1 protein-coding gene is annotated in these 906 nt (G+C 60.5%); it reads right to left on the bottom strand.

The window, feature by feature from the left end; genetic code table 11:
• Nucleotides 1-906, bottom strand: a 906-nt coding sequence (locus tag A3730_RS25565) for an AMP-binding protein (protein WP_156501364.1), incomplete at both ends; no start/stop codon positions are given.

The following is a 906-nucleotide window of genomic DNA, read 5'->3' as shown; positions in this document are numbered from 1 at the left end:
ATCACCGTCGAATTGCTGGCCGACCACAATGGCTTCGCGGATTTCTGGCAGGGTTTCCACCTGGCGATAGATCTCTGCGGTGCCGATGCGCACACCTCCGGGGTTGAGTACCGCATCGGAGCGGCCATGGATAATCAGCCCCTGATGGCTGTCATGGGGCACCAGCTGGGCGTAATCGCCATGGGCCCAGACGCCCGGGAAACGGGCAAAGTAGGCAGCGTGAAAGCGCTGGCCGTCCGGATCATTCCAGAAGCTTACCGGGCAGGACGGAAAGGGGCTGCGGCACACCAGCTCGCCTTTGCTGTCGGCCAGGGGCTGGCCGTTGTCATCGAATACGGCCACATCCATGCCCAGGCCGAGGCATTGCAGCTCGCCGCGATACACCGGCAGCATGGGGCTGCCCAGTGCGAAACAGGAAATAATGTCGGTGCCGCCGGAAATGGAGCTGACCAGTAATGACGGTTTCACCTGCTGGTACAGGTAGTCATAGCTTTTGTGCAGTAGTGGCGAGCCGGTGGAGAAAAGGGTGCGCAGGGTGCCCAGGTCGTGGCTGTCTTTCGGGCGCAAGCCGGATTTTTCCACCGCCTGAACAAACTTGGCACTGGTGCCGAAGTGGGTAATGCCTTCCGCATCAATCAGGTCAAACAACCGGCCGGTATCCGGGTAGGCCGGGTTGCCGTCATAGAGCACCAGAGTGGCGCCGGTGTGCAGGCCGCAGATAAGCCAGTTCCACATCATCCAGCCGCAGGTGGTGAAGTAGAACAGGGTGTCGGTGTCGCGCACATCGCCGTGCAGATGCAGTTCTTTGGTCTGCTGAAGCAGGGTGCCGCCAGCTCCATGGACGATGCATTTGGGCTGCCCGGTGGTGCCGGAGGAATAGAGAATAAAAAGCGGATGATCGAAGGG

Source organism: Alcanivorax sp. HI0044 (assembly GCF_001634945.1).
The sequence above is the reverse complement of the archived record's forward strand: the minus strand, read 5'-3'. Positions and strand labels throughout refer to the sequence as shown.